Origin of the sequence: Streptomyces sp. NBC_00190 (assembly GCF_036203305.1) — a bacterium.
GTDB lineage: Bacteria > Actinomycetota > Actinomycetes > Streptomycetales > Streptomycetaceae > Streptomyces.
The window spans coordinates 4,224,192-4,236,565 of the sequence record NZ_CP108131.1; the positions used below are offsets into that span (position 1 = coordinate 4,224,192).

Annotated in this window: 13 protein-coding genes; 5 read left to right on the plus strand and 8 right to left on the minus strand. The window is 71.5% G+C overall.

Going from position 1 to position 12,374, the window contains the following annotated elements; genetic code table 11:
* The first annotated feature begins 150 nt into the window (after positions 1-150).
* Positions 151-573: an ATP-binding protein gene (locus OG429_RS20330; protein ID WP_328926716.1), complete on the plus strand. Its 423-nt coding sequence runs from the start codon at positions 151-153 to the stop codon at positions 571-573.
* Here OG429_RS20330 and OG429_RS20335 read toward each other — a convergent pair.
* The 3 genes from OG429_RS20335 to OG429_RS20345 form a co-directional block, all read right to left on the minus strand.
* Positions 545-1,432, minus strand: coding sequence for a SigB/SigF/SigG family RNA polymerase sigma factor (locus tag OG429_RS20335; RefSeq protein WP_328926717.1), 888 nt, complete (start codon positions 1,430-1,432; stop codon positions 545-547). The two genes, OG429_RS20330 and OG429_RS20335, sit on opposite strands and share 29 nt — an antisense overlap.
* A 181-nt stretch (positions 1,433-1,613) precedes the next feature.
* Complete coding sequence (locus OG429_RS20340; RefSeq protein ID WP_328926718.1) at positions 1,614-1,994, minus strand: hypothetical protein; 381 nt, start codon at positions 1,992-1,994, stop codon at positions 1,614-1,616.
* 159 nt (positions 1,995-2,153) lie between these two features.
* Entirely contained in the window at positions 2,154-2,357 is a 204-nt protein-coding gene (locus tag OG429_RS20345) for a cold-shock protein (protein ID WP_030011983.1), read from the minus strand.
* A gap of 505 nt (positions 2,358-2,862) precedes the next feature.
* Between OG429_RS20345 and OG429_RS20350 the strand changes: the two genes are divergently transcribed.
* The 3 genes from OG429_RS20350 to OG429_RS20360 all read left to right on the plus strand — a co-directional run bounded on the left by OG429_RS20350 (position 2,863) and on the right by OG429_RS20360 (position 5,621).
* Entirely contained in the window at positions 2,863-3,378 is a 516-nt protein-coding gene (locus tag OG429_RS20350; protein WP_328926719.1) for an RNA polymerase sigma factor, read from the plus strand.
* Complete coding sequence (locus OG429_RS20355) at positions 3,375-3,842, plus strand: hypothetical protein (protein ID WP_328926720.1); 468 nt, start codon at positions 3,375-3,377, stop codon at positions 3,840-3,842. The genes OG429_RS20350 and OG429_RS20355 overlap by 4 nt, the downstream gene beginning before the upstream one ends.
* 93 nt (positions 3,843-3,935) lie before the next feature.
* Complete coding sequence (locus OG429_RS20360; protein ID WP_328926721.1) at positions 3,936-5,621, plus strand: hypothetical protein; 1,686 nt, start codon at positions 3,936-3,938, stop codon at positions 5,619-5,621.
* A gap of 25 nt (positions 5,622-5,646) precedes the next feature.
* Here OG429_RS20360 and OG429_RS20365 read toward each other — a convergent pair whose 3' ends face one another.
* Both OG429_RS20365 and OG429_RS20370 read right to left on the minus strand, forming a co-directional pair.
* Complete coding sequence (locus tag OG429_RS20365; protein WP_328926722.1) at positions 5,647-8,658, minus strand: tetratricopeptide repeat-containing serine protease family protein; 3,012 nt, start codon at positions 8,656-8,658, stop codon at positions 5,647-5,649.
* A complete protein-coding gene (locus OG429_RS20370) occupies positions 8,655-8,966 on the minus strand; it encodes a trypco2 family protein (protein WP_328926723.1) in 312 nt (103 codons plus the stop codon). Before OG429_RS20370 ends, OG429_RS20365 begins: the two co-directional genes overlap by 4 nt.
* Positions 8,967-9,200: 234 nt before the next feature.
* Here OG429_RS20370 and OG429_RS20375 point away from each other — a divergent pair, with 234 nt between their 5' ends.
* Positions 9,201-9,629 (plus strand): hypothetical protein, encoded by a 429-nt coding sequence (locus OG429_RS20375; RefSeq protein WP_328926724.1) that lies wholly within the window; start codon positions 9,201-9,203, stop codon positions 9,627-9,629.
* A 24-nt stretch (positions 9,630-9,653) separates the two neighbouring features.
* On the opposite strand, the gene OG429_RS20380 is transcribed toward OG429_RS20375, so the two are convergent.
* The 3 genes from OG429_RS20380 to OG429_RS20390 are packed head-to-tail and all read right to left on the minus strand — an operon-like array spanning position 9,654 to position 12,357.
* A complete protein-coding gene (locus tag OG429_RS20380) occupies positions 9,654-10,991 on the minus strand; it encodes a chloride channel protein (RefSeq protein ID WP_328926725.1) in 1,338 nt (445 codons plus the stop codon).
* Positions 10,988-11,608, minus strand: a complete 621-nt coding sequence (locus OG429_RS20385) for a potassium channel family protein (protein WP_328926726.1) — start codon at positions 11,606-11,608, stop codon at positions 10,988-10,990. The genes OG429_RS20380 and OG429_RS20385 overlap by 4 nt, the downstream gene beginning before the upstream one ends.
* Positions 11,609-11,667: 59 nt before the next feature.
* Positions 11,668-12,357 (minus strand): GAP family protein, encoded by a 690-nt coding sequence (locus tag OG429_RS20390; protein ID WP_328926727.1) that lies wholly within the window; start codon positions 12,355-12,357, stop codon positions 11,668-11,670.
* Positions 12,358-12,374 lie beyond the last annotated feature (17 nt).

Consider the following 12,374-nt stretch of genomic DNA (forward strand, 5'->3'; position numbering starts at 1 on the left):
GGAGTGGATCTCAATTTACCGCATTGTGGAATCTGATTTCCGAGATGCGAAATCTGTGGCGGAGTGGGTGACGGTCGCAGCCCTAGGATTGGCGGCCCGGGGTAGGGGTAGGTGCGGCGCTGAGCGGCGCGCGCGGAGACGGGAGGCCCTGTGGCCGAGCAGACGCGGAGGCTGGTCCTGGGAGGCGCCACGGCCGGTGTCGTGGGCCGGTGCCGGGACTTCACCCGCCGGGCGCTGGCCGACTGGCAGTGGCCGGCCGGGACCGACGCCGTCGAGGACGTGCTGCTGCTGGTCTCCGAGGTGGTCACCAATGCCTGCCTGCACGGCGGCGGCCCGCGCGAACTGGTCCTTCGGCACACCCCCGAGGTGCTGCGCGTCGAGGTCAGTGACGACAGTTCCGAGCCGCCGCGGCGGCGGCCGCCCCGCGACCGCGCGCTGCCGGGAGGGCACGGGCTGATCGTGCTGGAACGGCTCTCGCGAGGCTGGGGCTGGGAGCCGTCGGCCGACGGACGGCCGGGCAAGACCGTCTGGCTGGAGGTACCGGTCAGCGCACCGCGGGCTCCGCAGCCGTAACGCCGACCCCGCCCGCCCCCGCCGGCAGCCCGGCCGCTTCCGGCCCTTCCGGCGCTTCGTCGGGCTCGTCGGTGAGCAGCCCGGTGCGCAGCCGCTCCAGGGTGCGGGCCAGCAGGCGGGAGACGTGCATCTGGGACAGCCCCAGCCGGTCGCCGATCTCGGACTGCGTCAGTTCCTGCCCGAAGCGCAGCGAGAGCAGGACGCGCTCGCGCTCGGGCAGGCCGGCGAGGATCGGCTTGAGGGACTCCAGGCACTCGATGCGGTCGTACGCCGCCTCCTCCTCGCCGAGCGAGGGCCGGTCGGCGCCGCCGTCGTGGTCGCCGTCCTCCTGGAGCGGCGCGTCCAGGGAGCGCGCGGAGTACGCGGACGCGGCCTTGCGGCCCTCCGACAGCTCCTCGGGCGGCACGTGCAGGTGCCCGGCGAGCTCGGTGTCCGTGGGTTCGCGGCCGAGCTCCTGCTCCAGGACGTCGTGCGCCTTGGCCGAATCGATGCGCAGTTCCTGGAGCCGCCGCGGGACCTTGACGGCCCAGCTGGTGTCCCGGAAGAACCGCTTGATCTCCCCGGTGATCGTCGGCATCGCGAACGAGGTGAATTCCACCCCGCGCTCCGGGTCGAAGCGGTTGATGGCCTTGATCAGGCCGATCGTGCCGACCTGGACGATGTCCTCCATCGGCTCGCTCCGCCCGCGGAACCGGCGGGCGGCGTACTTCACGAGGCTGAGGTTCAGCTCGACGAGGGTGTTGCGGACGTACGAGTACTCCGCGCCGCCTTCCTCCAGCTCGGCCATTCTCCGGAACAGGGACACGGACAGGGCCCTGGCCTCGTCTGTCGAGACGTCTGTGAGGTCTGTACGGTGCATGGCGCTGCGCTCCTCCGACGGGTGGACCCCGGGTGGAGTGCCCGGGGTACGTCGTTGCGCTGTCCCAGGGGATATACCCCTACGAATTATCCCGTACCCCCCGTGTCCTCGCTCATCGGCTCGGCCCACCGCCTCGCCGTACAGCCGGAACAGCCGGAACAGCCGGAACAGCCGCGGACCGCTATTTGTCCGAGTAGCTGAAGTCCCCGACGGTCCAGGCACTGACGTCCGCGAGCGCGATCCGGTACATGCCGCCGGTTTCGGGGATGCCCAGGGTGCCCTGGAGGATGCGCGCCACGTGGAAGTGCAGGTGCGAGGGCGGCCCGGCGGCGGCCGGGCCGGTGGGGCCGGTCTGTCCGGAGGTTCTGAAGACCTTGGCGAACGGCGCCAGCTGGTCGGAGTCCTGGAGGACCTCGGCGACGCGCTGACGCCAGACGCTCTCGGGGGCGAGGCGGCCGGTGATGACGGCGCCGTTGATCACGACGGTGAGGGACATCTGATTGGTTTGCTCCGACTCGACCATGGCGGCGAGATCGATGAGCAGGTCATCAGGGATCGACATGGGCACGGACTCTAGCAAGCGTTCAGGCCCTGGCCGGCGTGTATCGAGGAGTTCCCGGTGGGGGGATTCGCGAGAGCGTGTCGAAGCAAAGATGGGGAAAATGCAACGAGCTGGGGCCCGCACCCCGAGGTGCGGGCCCCAGCTCGTATGCGTCAGCGATTAGGCGGGAACGATGTTCTCGGCCTGCGGGCCCTTCTGGCCCTGCGTGACGTCGAAGGTAACCTTCTGGCCTTCCTGAAGCTCACGGAAGCCGGAGGAGGCGATGTTCGAGTAGTGGGCGAACACGTCAGCGCCGCCACCCTCCTGCTCGATGAAGCCAAAACCCTTTTCCGCGTTGAACCACTTCACGGTGCCAGATGCCATAGTGAATCTCCTTTGGGGCAATGCCCGGGATCGCACTGTGCGAGCGCCGGAGTCGCCGAGATGATTGCCCCGACCGGAAACTCAACCGGTAAATAAAAAAAGCGCCCGCCCGAAAAATCCGGTGAGAGCACTTGTAAGTTTTTGGGAACCACAACTGCAACTGGCGTCACCGTAGCACAGGGCGAAGGTCAGGGCGTGGGAATGTCAGCCATTCGGGGTGGGCGCGGTTCTTAAACCTCCCTGCGCGTAGTCGTAATTCTGCACCGGTGGTAACAGGTATTTGCGCACGGAAATCATATGAACGCTGCCGGCGGCCTCAGGCTTTTCGTGTCCGCGGCGCATCCCGTCGTTCGGCCGGAGGGTTTCTTCGGGCCGGTCCTCCGGCGCGACGATCCGGCAGGCTGCCCCGCATGTCCGGCCCCAACCCCCTTGTGATGCGGGTCACATGGAATGTTCGGAGGGTTCGCGGCCTCTTCCCGTTCGAGACGCGGTCGAGGAGGAAGTCATGAGGATCCCGGGGGCGACCGAGGAGGGGCTGTCGGCGCTCGTCCGGTCCGCCCAGCGCGGCGACCGGATGGCCGTCCAGGAACTGCTCGACCTGCTGACCCCGTACGTCGGGCGGCTGTGCGGGCCGATCGCGCTGCAGGACGGGCCGGACGCCACACAGGAGGCGCTGATCGCGGTCTTCCGGAACATCGGGCGGCTGCGGGAGCCGGCCGCGCTGTTCGGCTGGGTGCGCGTGATCGCCGTACGGGAGGCGGTGCGCATGGCCCGGGCCGGCGCGCGGACCGTGGCCGACCCGCTCGACGAGGTTCCGGCGCGCGGCGATCCACAGCTCTCGGCCGACGTGCGCGACGTGCTGGAACGGCTCTCCCCGGCGCACCGCGCCGTACTGGTCCTGCGCGACCTCGAAGGGCTGGACGAGCACGCGGTCAGCGCTCTGCTCGGGGTGCCCGAACCCACCGTGCGGACCCGGCTCTTCCGGGCCCGCCGCAACTTCCGGAAGGCGTGGGAACGTTGAACGACTCCTGGCCGGTCGCCGAACTCGACGCCGTCCGCAGGCTGCGGGTGATCGCCCGCACCACTCCGGGCGCCGGCTTCGCCGAACACCTCCTCGCCGCGCCCTTCGACCGGGTCTGGGACCTCGCCTCGGATCTGGAGGACCAGCTGCCCCGGCTCATCACCGACATCAGCTCCTTCACGGTGACCTCGGCCGCCGGTGAACGCCTCGAAGCCCGGGCCCGCAGCCCGCTCGGCATGCGGGCGCGTTTCGACGTCGTGCTGCGGCCGGGCTGGTGCCTCATGCAGAGCCGGTTCGTGGTCGGCGGCATGGCCGCCGTGCCGGAGGGGGACGGGACCCGCTTCGCCTTCTTCGGCGGCCTGCGCCTGCCCGGCATCGGGCCGGCCGACCGGGTGCTGCGCCCGCTGATGGCGCCGCTGGCCGCGAGGGCGCTGGGACGCCTCTCTGACCAGCTGGAACCGTGAACGGGCACCCTCCGTGGAGGCCGCTCCGGGGCGCTGTACTCTGTGCGGGATTCTGTCCTGAGCGTGTTCAAAAACATCACAAATGGGGGTTCGGTGCGCAACCGCCGACTCGTTCTCTCCGCCGCCTTCATCGCGGCCGGCGTCGGTCTCATACCGGGCATGGCCCAGGCGGATCCCGCCGCGTCCGGTACGGCTGGTGCGCCCGGAATGAGCACTCCGGACGTCAACCTCGACGACGCCGCGGCGCCCAACTTCAAGACGTTCACCAGCCCCGCGGACCGTACGGTCCGAAAGACGCTGTCCGCCCCGCAGAACAAGGCGGCCGCCGCCCCGCTGACCGTGGGTACCGCCCAGGCCAACCCCAACCTCGCGGTCGCCCTGGGCGCCAAGACCAGCAGTGCGCACGGGCTGGAGCTGAAGTCCACCATCACGAGCGAGGCCGCCTCGCTCAAGGTCACCATCGCCTGGGGCGACGGGACCACGGACACGGCCGACGCCGCCGGCTCCACCGTGCTGACCACGCCGCACATGTACGCCGAGGTCGGCGAGTACGCGATCAAGGTCACCGTGGCCGACGCCGCGAACAACATCACCGCCGAGAACGATCTCTACATCACCACGCCGGGCTCCGACTTCACCCCGTACGCCCCGACCCGCCTCCTGGACACCCGGTCGGGCATCGGCGCGCCGAAGGGCAAGGTGCCCGCGTACGGCACGACCCGCGTCAAGGTCGAGGGCAGCGGCTCGATCCCGGACAACGTCACCGCCGTCGTCCTCAACGTCACCGTCACCAACACCACCAGCGGCGGGCACATCACCGCCTACGCCAAGGGCGCCGACCGGCCGACCTCGTCGAACGTCAACTTCTCGGCCGGCCAGACGGTCCCGAACCTGGTGATCGTGCCGGTCAGCCTGGACGGCTACGTCGAGCTGTACAACGCCGGCTGGGAGTCGGTCGACCTGCTCGCGGACGTCACCGGCTACTTCACCCGGACCGCGTCCAGCGGCTACACCCCGATGGCGCCGACCCGCTTCGTCGACACCCGCGACGGCCTCGGCACCGCGAAGGGCCAGGTCGCCGGCCAGGCGACCTTCAGCACGCAGATGAGCGGCCTGCGCGGCGTCCCCCAGGACGTCAAGGCCGTCGCGCTCAACGTGACCGTCACCAACCCGAAGGAGGACGGCCACCTGACCGTCTTCCCGAGCGGGCAGGCGGCTCCGTCCACCTCCAGCGTGAACTTCACCGCCGGCCAGACCATCGCCAACTCGGTGATCGTGCCCGTCGGCCCCGACGGCAAGATCAGTGTCCGCAACGGGGCCTGGGCCGGGACCGACGTGGTCGTCGACGTCGTCGGCTACTACAGCCTCGACAGCAAGGGCGCCTACATGCCGCTGGCGCCGCAGCGCCTGGTCGACACCCGTGACCCCGCCAGCCCGGTGTACGGGCCGCTGGAAGGCCAGAGCTACATCTACGTGCCGTTCTCCGACGACGAACCCAGCATCTCGGGCTTCGTGCTGAACACCACGGTCACCAACACCCGGGGCGGCGGGTACCTCACGGTCGCCCCGGACCCGAACACGTCCGGCCAGTACCAGAACGGGACGGAGACCTGGCCGACGCCGCCCAACTCCTCCAACCTGAACTGGACGACGGGCAAGACCGTCCCGAACCTGGTCCAGGCGAGCACCGGGGCCAACGGCATCGTCGACTTCTGGAACCGGGGCTGGGACGACATCGACCTCGTCGTCGACGTCTTCGGCTTCTACGACACCAAGTAACCGCGGTCCGGGGCGCGCCGGGGCGTCAGGCTCCGGCGCGCAGCCGCTCCGCCTCCTCGGTGAGCCAGGCCGGGCGGACCATCTCGACGTTGCGCCCGGTGCTGTCGGCGGCCCGGACCAGCGCGTCGGCGGCCTCCCGCGGGCCGGGCACCGCCCGGGCGCGGGCCGCCTCGGCGAGCGCTCCGGCCGCCGCGGCCTCCGCCGCCCCGGCGAGCTGCAGCGAGGCGGCCGCGCGCTCGGCCGCCTCGGCCGCCTGCCCGTACCGGCCGCCGGTCCAATGCGCCCACGCCGTGTTGTAGAGGCAGACGCCCTCGGTGCGCGGGTTCTCCATCGCCGACGCCGCGCCGAGCGCCGCCTCCAGCGACGCCAGGGCCTCGTCGACCCGCCCCAGCGCGAGGAGCGCCACGCCCTTGGCGTTCAGCGCGTAGTCCGTCGCTTCCTGGACGCCCGCGTCCCGGTAGGCGGCGACGGCCCTGTCGCCCGCCGCGATGGTCTCCTCCCATCGGCCCAGGGTCAGCAGGGCCGTGAAGCGGGCGTTCCACGAACGGGCCTCGGTGAGCGGGTCCCCCGACGTACGGGCGAGTTCGCTCAGCCGGTCGGCGCCGGCCAGGGCCGCCGCGCCGTCGCCCAGGGTGCTGTGGGCGAGGCTGAGGCCCAGGAGTGCGTGCACCTCGGCTTCGGCGTCGCCGTTCTCGTGGGCCAGGTCGCCGGCCCGGGCCAGCGGGCCCATGGCGGCGTCGAGGCGGCCCAGCTGGCGGTGGGTGTCGCCCAGGCCGAACATGGCGTCCTGCAGTGCCCGGCGGTCGTCGAGGCGCTCGGCCAGATCGGCTGCCTCGGTGAACAGTTCGGCCGCCTGTGCCAGCGGGCCTCCGCTCAACCGGGCGTGTCCGAAGCTGATGAGATGGGCAAGACGTGCCCGGTCGTCGGTCAACTGTCCCTCCAGTGTCAGGTGCATCGAGATGGCCGCGAGCACCGATCCGTGCCGGACCATCCATCGGCTGATCGCTCCGAGGACCAGCGCGGCGTCGTCCATGTCACCGGCGCGCACCCGGTGGTCGAACTCGCGCCGGTACGGCTGTATGTCGTCCAGGCCGCGCCAGTCCGGGCGGGGCGGCGCGATGCTCGCGTACCAGTCGGCGGCCCGCCGCTCCAGGGACCGCCGTCCGAGGGCTCCTTCCCGCGGCATGGCGCCGTACGCGAGGTCGGCGTCCATCGGGTGCAGCGCGAGGGTGCGGGTGGCCCGGTCCACCGACAGCATGCGCATGCGCAGCAGGTCGGACAGGACCGGTGCGACGGCGGAGCGGCCGGGACCCGGGCCCGTACCGAGGTCGGTACCGAGGCTGCCCACGATCCACTCGACCGCCTCGCGCGGTACGGGCGTGCGCAGCACCGCGAGGACGTTCAGTACGCCGCGGCCTTCGGGGCCGAGCCGCTGGTACTGGTCCTGGGCGAGCCCCGCGACGACGTCGCCCCGCAGGGTGAAGTCCTCCAGGACCTCCTGCAGCGTCGGCAGCGCCAGTGTGTCGTCGGCCATGGCGCCCACCAGCAGCTCCAGCGCACGCGGTACCCCGTGGACGTGGACCGCGGCCCGCAGCAGCTGCTCGTCGGAGAGCTGCGCCACGCCGAGGCTTCCGTCCTGGTCGAGCTCGCGCAGCAGCGCGACGGACTCGCCGGGCGGCAGGCCGTCGGACAGTTCGACCTCCGCGGCGAAGCGGCGCAGCTCGGGGGCGAGTCGTAGCGGTATCTGCGAGGTGACGAGCAGCCGGGGCGTGGACCGTGCCCGGAAGAGGCAGTCGAAGAAGACGGCGAGTTCCCCGTCGGTCTCGTCGAGCGTGCCGTCGTCCTGGAGGCGGTCCTCCAGGTTGTCCATCAGGAGGACGACGAGCCGGTCTCCCATCGCGGCGAACAGCTCGCCGATCTTGTCCTGTACGGGGCGGCCCGTGGCCCAGACGTCCAGCAGCCGTGCCTCGTCCTCGGGGCCGAGCGCGCGGGCACAGTCGAAGTAGACGCGCTCCAGCGAGATGCCCGACGTACGGGTGCTCAGGTTGACCAGCCCCGACGGAGCGGGCGCCCGCGCGTGGCCCGGCCACTCGCCCCGCTCCAGCAGTTCCATGACCTTGGCCGCGACGGCGCTCTTGCCCATGCCCCGGCGGCCGGTGACGGTCACCATGCGGACGGCGGGGTCCGAGAGGAGCCGGCCGATCGTCTCGCGGGCCTCGGTGCGGTCCTTGAACAGCTCCAGACCGTGCGTGACGGGCAGCCCGATGACCCTCGAACCCGCCTGGCGGGGGCGGGGTCCGGCGGGCCCCGGGCCGGGAACCACGTCCGGCAGGGCCTGCGGGTCGCCGATCGACAGCAGCGCGGCCAGCTCGGCCCGGTGCTGCTCGCCGACCCGGTGCAGGGTGTGGTCGATGCGGGCCGCCGCCAGTCGGCCCATCCCTTCCCAGCGGTGGTGTTCGGCGACGACCCCGACGATGTGGGGCCCGGCCCATACGGCGGCGCCCGACATCCCCGACCACGGCGACGCCTTGGGGTCGGGATCGGCGGCCGCCACCGGGACGGTGATCTCCAGGGTGCCGGTCCGCAGGTTGGACAGGGCCGCCACGGTCCCGTCCGCCTGGTGCAGCTCCCGGAACTGCCGCCCGTCGGGGGTGCGTCGCCGCTTCCACAGCGGGAATCCCGCGGCGTGCACACCGATGACGGCGTGCCGGTCGTCGCCGACGCGCCCGAACCGGGCGGGCGGGACGGGTGCGTCGCCCGGCCGGGGCGCGAAGGCCAGTACGGACACGTCGGTGTCGGCGTCCGACCAGGCCACCGTCGCCTCGGCGGCCCACTGCCCCGGCCGGCCCGCGTCGAAGCGCACCTGGACGCCGGTGGCCCCGGCCACCACGTGGTGGGCGGTCAGCACCACCGCGTCGCCGACCCGGTAGCCCGATCCGCGCCGCCCGCCGCCGTCGGCGGTGGTGACGATGACCTCCGCGATGCGGTGCGGATCCAGTCCGCCGCTCCCGTCCGAGCCGTCAGCGCTCACCGTCATACCTCATCCAGCAGCTCGTTCCCGGAGATCAGTGCCATCTGGTCCGGCGCGTCCGCCCGTACCGGCTGCAGCGTCAGCGTCAGCTTCTGCGTGACCGTGGTCGACCGCTTGGCCGTGGCGCCGGCGTCGAACACCCAGAACCTGACCTTCACCCCCGGTTCGGTGGACCGCTCCACCCCGACGGTCAGTTCCAGCTCCACCCGCTCCGCCTTGAACCGCAGGCCGGATTCGTCGCCTTCCGACATCGCCCGGCTCAGCTCCTGGCGCAGCTGCGCGATCATGTCCGCCAACTCGACCGCATCGTTCACAAGCAGGGCCCCCAACCGGCTCTTCTGGTCAACTGCCCACTCGGGCACGCCACATCATCACGCATCGGCCCCCTGCCCCGTCCACCCAGGGCCGGGAGGGCGCGGTGGGCGGCGACCGTGCGGCATTGACCGTGCGTGAGAGCAAGGATGCGAAACGTAGTCGACTGTGCATATTGTGCGATAGGTGGCGAAAGATCCCCTACGCCAGCTCTGTCTCGTCGAGGAAGGTCTCTCATGAAGCGTTTCCCGGTGATCGGCGTGCTCTGCGTCAGCGCGGTGTTCGGTCTCGCCGCGTGCTCCGACGACACCTCGCCCGCCGAAGAGGCCACCAAGGCCGCGGCCGACCTCTGCACCGACCTGACCTCGCTCAAGGCGGACAACGCCAAGCTGAAGGCCCTGAACCCCGCCACCGCGACCAAGGACCAGATCAAGGACGCCGTCAACGCCGTCCAAGAGGACTGGGCCAACGTCAAGGAGAACGCCCAGCAGCTGAAGGAGGCGGAGCGGGCAGCCGTCCAGGACGCCGCCGAGAACCTCAAGAAGGCGTACGAGGACCTGCCGGGAGACACGACCGGCAAGGACGCGCGCACCCAGCTGCAGCCGCAGATCGAGAAGCTGGACCAGGCCACGACGGCCGCCGCCACCGGCCTCCGGTGCCGCTGAACACGGGAATGTGACGGCAGGCCCCTAGGGCAGGACCTCACGCCCGGGAGGCAGCAGTTCGGTGACGACGAAGGCGGCCACGGCCGCGAGGATCACCACCGGCATCATCGTGTAACTGCCGAGCAGCAGGATCACCAGGACCGCGCTGCTCACCGGCAGCCGCAGCGTGGCGGCCGCTGCCGCCGCCATGCCCACCGCCATCCCGGGTACGACCCCCAGGCCGGGCAGGGGCGAGAGCAGGACGCCCACCGCGGCTCCGATGAAGAGCGCGGGGAACACGGGGCCGCCGCGCAGGCTGCCGAGGCAGAGTGCGTAGGCGGCGCCCTTGAACAGCACCACGGCGAACAGGGCGCCGATCCCCCAGGCGTGCGGGTCGGCGGCCAGCGCGGCGAGGCCCGCCTGGCCGGACGAGGCGACCTCGGCGGGGGAGCGGCCGGTGAACAGCGCGTAGAGGCAGGCGCAGACCGCGGCGCCCAGGGCGCACTGGACGGTCCGTACGAGGTGTCGCTCCGACGTGACGTACGCGGCGAGCCGCCGGGCCCCGGCCAGCAGGGGATGGAGGGCGGCGGCGAGGACCACGGCGATGACCAGCGTCCAGCCCACGTCCGCCAGGTCCAGGCGGGGGGCCGGGGCGTACAGCTTCAGGGTCAGGTCCCCCGTCTCCAGCCCGGTCCAGCGTCCGAGTCCGGTGAACACGAGGGCCCCGATTCCGCTGGACAGCATGACGGGCAGCATGACCGCGAACAGCCGCGGCCCGCCCACGCCCGCCAGCTCCATCAGCAGCACCGCCGCGATCAGCGGGTTGCCGAAGATGGCGGAGACGGCCGCGGCGGCGCCGGCCGCGCCCAGCAGGGCGTTGCTCTGCGGGGTCGCGGGCGCCTGAGTGAGGTCCCGGAACACCAGGGCCAGTCCGCCGCCCAGGGCGATCAGCGGGGCCTCCGGTCCCAGTACGGCGCCGAACGGCAGGCTGGCGGCCGTCGCGAGCACGACCCCGGGCAGCGCGGCGGGCGAGGCGCCCACCGTATGGAGTCCGGCCGCGGGTACGTGGCCGCCCGCGCCGGGCAGGTGCGTGGCGATCAGGCCCACCGCGATTCCGGCGAAGAGCAGCAGGGGGAGCGGCCACCACCAGGGCGGGATGTCCCGGCCCATGGCCTGCGGGAGGTCCGTCCACAGCACCTGCTCCAGTTCGTGCAGCGCGGCGAGGAACCAGAAGGAGGCGAGGGACACCAGGATGCCCACGAGGGCGGAGAAGGCGAGTGTCTTCAGGTAACCGGCGCTGCGGAGCATGTGGCGCAGGACGTCCGCCTCTTGGGGCTGGGTGCCGCTGACGGGCGGGTCGGATCGGGGTCGCTGCTCCGTCATGGGTCACTTCCTTTCCCCCTCGATGGTCCACCCGGGAGGTCCCCTTCGCCGCCGGGGGCCGGGGCCGCCGTGGCCCGCCGCCGGATCCCGATCCTGACGGCGCTGAAGAGGACCTTGGCGATCACTCCCACGAGGATCAGGTCGACGATCATCTGACCGGTGACGATGATGCGGGAGGTCTGGGTGGTGGCCGTGATGTCCCCGAAGCCGACGGTCGCGAACACCGTGACCGTGAAGTACAGCGCGTCCGTCCGGTTCAGGGGCTCCGAGAAGGAGTGCGGCACCTTCTCTTCGAGCACGTAGTACGCCGCGGAGAAGAGCAGCAGGAACAGCGGCACGGCGGTGGAGAGCGCTTCGATGGCACGCAATCGCGGATACTCCGAACGGGTGACGGCGGTGATCTGCCAGGTGATGAGCCCGCCGAAGACCGCCAGGCCGAGCGAGAGCGTGACGACGATGGAGACGTCGAGCTCGCCGCTCAGGGGGGCCAGGTAGTACAGCGCCGTGAGCACGCCGACCGAGCCGAGCGAGCGGATCAGGTGACCTGTCAGCACGCGAAGCCGCCGCCGGGACGCCGCGCCGGTGCGGATCCGCCGCCCGGATGCGTTGCGTTCCATGGATTCAGGAGAAGGGGACGGAGCACATCGCGCGACCGGAGCGGCCCCGGGTCCGTGCCTCAGCGCGTGAGCTCGTACAGGCTCCTGCCCACCAGCCACACTCCGAGGACGAGGCAAGTGACCACGATGGCGGGGTCCTTGTGGTCCGACAGCCACGTGCGCAGGCCCGTCAGCGCCCGCCCGGCCTTCTCGGGCGCGAACACCATGTACAGCTCCATGGCCAGGAGGCTGGCGGTGGCGAGGAGGCAGAAGGCCAGCAGGGCCAGGAACGACTCGCTGTGGCCGAGGTTCGCGTCCACGACGGTGGCGGCTGCCGCACCGACCATGCCCCAGGGCTGCAGGAGCACCGCGAGCCCGGCCGCCGACCACGCGGTGGCCTGGTCCATCCGGGACGTGAGCGAGCTCTGGGAGGCGTCGGATCCGGCGTCCGGTGCGGTGTCCGGTGCGGTGTCCGGTCCACCGCGGCTCCGGCGGCGGCGCCTGTGTTCGCTGTAGACGACGAGCCCGATGCCGATGGCCAGTTTCGCCGCCAGTGCGGCGGTGGAGGGAGGCGACTTGGGCGCGGGCGGCTCGCCGCCGGTGAGGAGGAGGACGAGGGCGATCACCGTGACGAGGCAGGCGAGCCAGGCGAGGATGAATGCGAGCCCTTTCCACACGCCCCTCGGCGCGGACACCACCAGCACGAAGGCCATGATCGGCAGCGGATAGAGGGTGATGACGAGGCCGATGACGAACAGGTCAAGCAGCATGGTGACCATGGTCGCCC

What these genes read in the sequence shown, in the direction of transcription:
- OG429_RS20385 (WP_328926726.1), bottom strand. Translation starts at nt 11,608, where the DNA reads ATGGAACGCAACGCATCCGGGCGGCGGATCCGCACCGGCGCGGCGTCC.
- OG429_RS20335 (WP_328926717.1), bottom strand. Translation starts at nt 1,432, where the DNA reads ATGCACCGTACAGACCTCACAGACGTCTCGACAGACGAGGCCAGGGCC.
- OG429_RS20365 (WP_328926722.1), bottom strand. Translation starts at nt 8,658, where the DNA reads ATGACGGTGAGCGCTGACGGCTCGGACGGGAGCGGCGGACTGGATCCG.
- OG429_RS20375 (WP_328926724.1), top strand. Translation starts at nt 9,201, where the DNA reads ATGAAGCGTTTCCCGGTGATCGGCGTGCTCTGCGTCAGCGCGGTGTTC.
- OG429_RS20340 (WP_328926718.1), bottom strand. Translation starts at nt 1,994, where the DNA reads ATGTCGATCCCTGATGACCTGCTCATCGATCTCGCCGCCATGGTCGAG.
- OG429_RS20350 (WP_328926719.1), top strand. Translation starts at nt 2,863, where the DNA reads ATGAGGATCCCGGGGGCGACCGAGGAGGGGCTGTCGGCGCTCGTCCGG.
- OG429_RS20345 (WP_030011983.1), bottom strand. Translation starts at nt 2,357, where the DNA reads ATGGCATCTGGCACCGTGAAGTGGTTCAACGCGGAAAAGGGTTTTGGC.
- OG429_RS20380 (WP_328926725.1), bottom strand. Translation starts at nt 10,991, where the DNA reads ATGACGGAGCAGCGACCCCGATCCGACCCGCCCGTCAGCGGCACCCAG.
- OG429_RS20390 (WP_328926727.1), bottom strand. Translation starts at nt 12,357, where the DNA reads ATGCTGCTTGACCTGTTCGTCATCGGCCTCGTCATCACCCTCTATCCG.